6 protein-coding genes are annotated in these 5,482 nt (G+C 68.5%); 2 read left to right on the top strand and 4 right to left on the bottom strand.

Features of this window, described 5'->3' with window-relative positions; genetic code table 11:
- Nucleotides 1-287: 287 nt before the first annotated feature.
- The gene (locus ACILQR_RS15330) at nt 288-2,078 is read left to right on the top strand and encodes a DUF885 domain-containing protein (RefSeq protein WP_395652251.1); all 1,791 of its coding nucleotides are present in this window, start codon (nt 288-290) and stop codon (nt 2,076-2,078) included.
- A gap of 6 nt (nt 2,079-2,084) precedes the next feature.
- On the opposite strand, the gene ACILQR_RS15325 is transcribed toward ACILQR_RS15330, so the two are convergent.
- The 3 genes from ACILQR_RS15325 to ACILQR_RS15315 form a co-directional block, all read right to left on the bottom strand.
- The gene (locus ACILQR_RS15325; protein ID WP_395652250.1) at nt 2,085-2,639 is read right to left on the bottom strand and encodes a DUF2939 domain-containing protein; all 555 of its coding nucleotides are present in this window, start codon (nt 2,637-2,639) and stop codon (nt 2,085-2,087) included.
- A 45-nt stretch (nt 2,640-2,684) separates the two neighbouring features.
- A complete protein-coding gene (locus tag ACILQR_RS15320; protein WP_395652249.1) occupies nt 2,685-3,314 on the bottom strand; it encodes a DUF2939 domain-containing protein in 630 nt (209 codons plus the stop codon).
- A gap of 98 nt (nt 3,315-3,412) precedes the next feature.
- On the bottom strand, nt 3,413-3,646 hold the full coding sequence (locus tag ACILQR_RS15315) for a hypothetical protein (RefSeq protein WP_395652248.1): 234 nt from the start codon (nt 3,644-3,646) through the stop codon (nt 3,413-3,415).
- Nucleotides 3,647-3,913: 267 nt separating this feature from the next.
- Here ACILQR_RS15315 and ACILQR_RS15310 point away from each other — a divergent pair, with 267 nt between their 5' ends.
- A complete protein-coding gene (locus tag ACILQR_RS15310) occupies nt 3,914-4,939 on the top strand; it encodes a helix-turn-helix transcriptional regulator (protein WP_395652247.1) in 1,026 nt (341 codons plus the stop codon).
- 69 nt (nt 4,940-5,008) lie between these two features.
- On the opposite strand, the gene ACILQR_RS15305 is transcribed toward ACILQR_RS15310, so the two are convergent.
- On the bottom strand, nt 5,009-5,482 hold a 474-nt coding region (locus ACILQR_RS15305), incomplete at its 5' end, for an isocitrate/isopropylmalate family dehydrogenase (protein WP_395652246.1).

Genomic DNA, 5,482 nt, shown 5'->3' with positions numbered 1-5,482 from the left:
CTCTCTCTACGGTCACCGGGCGTCGCGCCCGGCGCTCCGCCGGCCCTTCCCATCGCTTCAGCGAGTGATCGCGTGAGGGCGAAGAGGCGTGTGCAGTGAGTGGTTAGTGGCTGGTGATTTGTGGTTGCCGAATCTGGCAGCGGGCTTCGCCGGCCGCCATGGGCGTGGCGTCGAGGATTCGACAACCACAAATCACGAACCACTAACCACCAGACACCACCACCCCTTTCGGCATTGACGCCGCCCGTCCGATCCCGCCCCATGCACGCCTTCATCCGAGGGGTCTCATGTCCAAATTCGTCGCCGGTCTCGCCGTCCTCCTGCTGACCTCGGTCGCCCTGCCGGCCTCGGCCCAGACCACGCCCACCATGGCTGCGGCGACCCCCGCGCCGGACCCCGCTCTCGCCACCCTGCTCACCGACTACGAAGCCTTCCTCAAGGCCAACGACCCCATCTCGGCGGGGTCCGAGGGCGATCAGGCGGCCAAGTCGAAACTGCCCGACCTGTCGCGTGCCGCCGAACTGGCTCGCAAGGCCCCGCTCGAGGCCTTTCTCGCCCGCGCCGAGGCCATTCCCACAACGGGCCTGTCGTCCGAGGACAGGCTGAACCGCGACTTCCTGGCCTGGGTGCTCAAACGGTCGATCGAATCGATCCAGTTCGACGATCGACGCCTGGCCTTCGACTCCGAAGGCGGGGTCGGCCAGACGGCCGCCTACGTCGCCTCGGGCACCCGGATCACGACGCGGGCCGATGCCGACGCCTGGATCGCCCGGCTGGAGGGCTTCGCCAAGCTCTATGACGACGGCCTGGCCAACGCACGTCGCGGACTGGAAACCGGCTTCACCCAGCCGAAATCTGTCGTCGAAAGCGTGCTCGTCACCCTGGGCAACGAGGTCGCCTATACGGCCGAGACCGAGCCCCTGATGAAGCCGTTCGCGACCCTGCCCGCGACCATCCCCGCCGAGGACCAGGCCGCCTACCGCGCCCGCGCCGCCGCCATCGTCGCCGACCGGATCGTGCCGCGCCGCCAGGCCTGGCTGGCCTTCGTCCGCGACGACTATCTGCCCGCCGCCACAGATGTCGTCGGCATCGGCTCGCGGCCGGGCGGCAAGGCCTACTACGCCTTCCAGGCCCGCTCCTATACGACCACCGACCTGACCCCGGACCAAATCCACCAGATCGGCCTGGACGAGGTCGCCCGCATCCGGGCCCGCATGGATGTCGAGATGCGCGCTTCGGGCTGGACCGGCGATTTCGCCGGCTTCCTGGCCCATCTGCGCACCGACCCGCGCTTCTATGCCAGCTCGCGCGAGGACATGATCGAGAAGGCGTCGGAGATGGCCAAGCGGGCCGACGGCGGCCTGCCGGCCCTGTTCCGCACCCTGCCGCGCCTGACCTACAATGTCCGGCCCGTGCCCCTGGACATAGAGGCCACCTATACCACCGGCCGCTACAACGGCGGGTCGCTGGCCGAGGGGGTGCCCGGAGGCTACATCGTCAACACCGGCAAGCTGGACCAGCGGCCTCTGTATGAACTGCCGGCCCTGACCCTGCACGAGGCGGTGCCCGGCCATCACCTCCAGATCGCCCTGCAACAGGAGGCGGCGGCCGGTCCCTATTTCCGGCGCAACGTCGATGTAACCGCCTTTACTGAAGGCTGGGGCCTTTATTCCGAGTTCCTCGGCGAGGAGATGGGCTTCTATCGCACGCCCGAGGAACGCTTCGGCCGCCTGTCCTACGAGATGTGGCGCGCCTGTCGCCTCGTCGCCGACACCGGCATGCACTGGATGGGCTGGACGGTGGACCGGGCCCGCGCCTGTTTCACCGACAACTCGGCCCTGGCCCCGCACAACATCGAGACCGAACTGCAACGCTACATCGGCTGGCCGGGCCAGGCCCTGGCCTACAAGATCGGCGAGATCCGGTTGCGGGCCATCCGAACGCGAGCGCAGGAGGCACTGGGCGACCGGTTCAACGTCCGCGACTTCCACGACGCCCTGCTCGTCGACGGCCCCCTGCCGCTTGACCTGCTGGACGCCCGCATGGACGCCTGGATCGCGGCCCAGGCGGCGAAATAGAGGAGGCTATTTCGGATCGGGCAGATCGACCCCGGCCAGTTTCCAGAAGAAGACCGAATGCCGCTTGAGCAGCAGGTCGAGCGTCTGATCCGGCCGGTCCGGGTCGCTGAGCGTCACCGCAAAGGTGTCGAGGTCGCGATAGCTGTAGCTCTTGCGAATGTCGTTTCCGGCGGTGTCTGCCCTCGGCGCAGGTTCACCGACCGCATCGGCGGCACGCGGTTCGCGGGCTTCGACCACCATGGCGGCGACGGCCTTGGGCGTGACCAGGGTATCGACCGCGCTGGAGATCAGGCTGGGGGCCAGCAGCATCCCCAGGCCGCCCAGCGCAGAGCCCCGGTCGCCCAGGTCACGGCGCATCTCGGCGACCAGACGGGCGTTCATCTCGTCCTTCATCGACTGGCGCAGGGCCGGGAAATCGACCTTGCGCTCCAGTGCCGCCTCGTCCCCCGCCTTGGCGGCCTCGACCAGCCCTCGCACCGCCAGCAGGGGCGAGACGAAATAGGCGATCAGGAAGGCACCGACGACGGCGACGACGAGGACGATGAGGGATTTGCGGTTCATGAATACTCCTGCGGCACCAACGCGGCCAAGCTTGGGCGGTTGCGATCAGGGCTGCGCCGACGTGGCTTCCGGCAACCCGACATGCACCAGCTTCCACTCGTAGGGCCCGCGTCGCTCGAAGGTGAAGACCGTCCGGGCCCCGCCGTCGTTCGTCACCGCCAGCCGGGTCCGGTTGACGGACCAGTAGATCGGCGTAGGCCATTTCGCATCCGCCGAGGTCGGAGGTTCGATCGCGGCACGGCCCTCGCCCCGGGTCAGCGCCGACAGGGCCCCCGGCGACAGATAGGCCTCGACGTCCGGCGCATCCGGGGCACGCGGCGTCACGGCCTGATCAAACTGGCGGCGCACGGCCCCGATCGGATCCTGGATGAAGGAGGGTGGCGGTGTCAGCGGCTCGGGCCGCCCGGACAACTGCGGCCTCAGCGACGCCCGGACGGCGTCATAGTCGATCAGCCTGGCCAGGCCCGCGACATCCCCCGCCTCCGCCGCCGCCCGGATGCCGAAGAAGCCAACCACCGGCGCGGCGAAGAAGGCCACGACCGCCGCCACCGCCGCCACGGCGATCAGGTTGACGATCAGCCGCTTGAACGACGGTGCATCCCGCCGCGCCGCCTTGCGCGCCGCATCCCGCGCCCAGACCGGGCCTTCATCGGTCGGCGGAGAAGAAGGGGTCAAGACGGGGGCTCCAGGATCAGGGCCGGAACGCTAGACGGAAATCCTGCCTCGACAAGGCCCCTTCCCCGAAATCGCGACTCGCGGGGCCGCATCGGCCGTCAATCGTTCGGACGGTCGGCGTCCCGCGCTCCCCGCAAGGCGGCTTCACGGCTAGGGGCTTCCCCGGCCGCGACGGACTTGCCGTCCTCGGCAATCAGCATCCAGGTCCAGCGATCGCCGTCCTGGCGCAGATGGACGGCCGATGACCCCTCGCCCGGACGGCTGTGCGGCATCGCGGTCGGCCCCGCAGGCTTTCCGTCGAGGGCCTCGATCATGGCGGCATCGAAAATCAACGCGACGACTCCTCACGAAGCAGAGGCAGGTCGTTCAGCGTGGGCTGAACGACCTGCTAGGCCCTGGCGCAATTCCCCACACCGGGGCTGTCTCGAACCGACGCTGTCACGCCGATCTGCCGTCTTGATAGCGGCTCTCCCCATCATGACCATGCCTGTGGGTCTCAAGCCGCCAGGCCCGGCCTCGTCGCGCGATGATTGCCTTGGCGGGAGAAACCACGATAGATTCGAGTATGAGTTGGGAGCGCCGCCGGGCGTCGAGACGCCTTGACCAGTGAAGCCATGGCCTGGGACACCGGGTCGCGTAACGGCGAAGAAACCTACGAACTCTATCGACAGAGCATGGCCGACCTGTACGCGGTCGAGGGCGTTCCGCCCGAGGCTCGCCCCAGCTTCTACAACACAACGGTCATGGCCCTGACGGCCGAAGGCGTCGTCGGTCGCGGACGATCCAGCGGCCAGATCATGCGACGCACCCGGCCCTATGTCGGCCGCTCGGCCATCGACGGGATCAACCTGCTGGTCAATATGGCGCCGCTGGTCGGAGACTGCGCCGGTCGCGACGTCCGCTCACGCCCGGGCGACGTCCAGATCCGGGATCTGTCGCGCGAAACCGTGTCCCGCGTCGCCAGCGTCGATGTCTACAGCCTGCTGATCCCGCGTCGATACGTCCCCGACATCCTGCTGCAACCCTCCGCCCACGGCACGGTGCTGGGGCGCAATACGCCTGCCGGACGATTGATCGCTGGCCATATCCGGATCCTGGGCAATCAGGTCGAGCGGCTGGGCGATGGCCACCGACGGGCCGGGCTGACGGCGGCCCTGGCCATGACCGCCCGCGCCCTCGGGGACACGCGTTCTCTCGATCCGGAAACCCGCGCCTCCCTGCGCCTGGGTCTGCGCTGGCGGGCCGAGCGCTGGATCCACGACCGGCTGCTGGATCCGGACCTCGACGCCGACACCGTGGCCAGGGCCTGCGGCGGGTCCCGGGCCACCCTCTATCGCGCGTTCGACCCTGACGGCGGCGTCCACCGCTTCATCCAGAAACGGCGTCTCGAACGCGCCCACATGACCCTGCACGAGGGCCGGCACCGGTCGGTCGCCGATATCGCCGAGGACCACGGCTTCCCCTCACAGTCCCACTTCAGCCGCGTGTTTCGGGAGGCCTTCGGCTATTCCCCGTCCGACGTCCGTCCGGGCCTGTCTCCCGACTTCCCCTTTCCACCCCGCAACGGGCGGATGAGGCATGACGTCGCCGTCGGATGGCTCAAGACCTTGGCCGCTTCACATTGACTACGGGCACGAAAACGCCCGCCGGAGCGAACTCCGGCGGGCGTCGATCTCGGAGGGCTGCGTTCAGTCTCAGCCGACGTTCGGCAGTTCGGCACGCAGGTTCTCGGCGACCTTGTCGAGGAAGCCCTCGGTGGTCAGCCAGCCCTGGGTGTCGCCGACCAGCAGCGCCAGATCCTTGGTCATGAAGCCGGCCTCGACGGTGTCGACGACGACCTTTTCCAGGGTCTCGGCGAAGGTGGCCAGCTCAGTATTGCCGTCCAGCTTGGCGCGGTGCTTGAAGCCGGCGGTCCAGGCGAAGATCGAGGCGATCGAGTTGGTCGAGGTGGCCTCGCCCTTCTGGTGCTGGCGATAGTGGCGGGTCACGGTGCCGTGGGCGGCCTCGGTCTCCAGCACCTTGCCGTCCGGCGTCATCAGGACCGAGGTCATCAGGCCCAGCGAGCCGAAGCCCTGGGCGACGATATCGGACTGGACGTCGCCGTCGTAGTTCTTGCACGCCCAGACGAAACCGCCCGACCACTTGATCGCGGCCGCGACCATGTCGTC

It is taken from the genome of Brevundimonas sp. (assembly GCF_044239655.1).
In the GTDB taxonomy this organism is placed as follows: Bacteria; Pseudomonadota; Alphaproteobacteria; order Caulobacterales; family Caulobacteraceae; genus Brevundimonas.
Note: the sequence above shows the minus strand (reverse complement) of the source record. Positions and strands in the feature narration are given on the sequence as shown.

Coding starts and splice junctions, on each gene's coding strand:
- ACILQR_RS15330 (WP_395652251.1), top strand. CDS start 288: ATGTCCAAATTCGTCGCCGGTCTCGCCGTCCTCCTGCTGACCTCGGTC.
- ACILQR_RS15325 (WP_395652250.1), bottom strand. CDS start 2,639: ATGAACCGCAAATCCCTCATCGTCCTCGTCGTCGCCGTCGTCGGTGCC.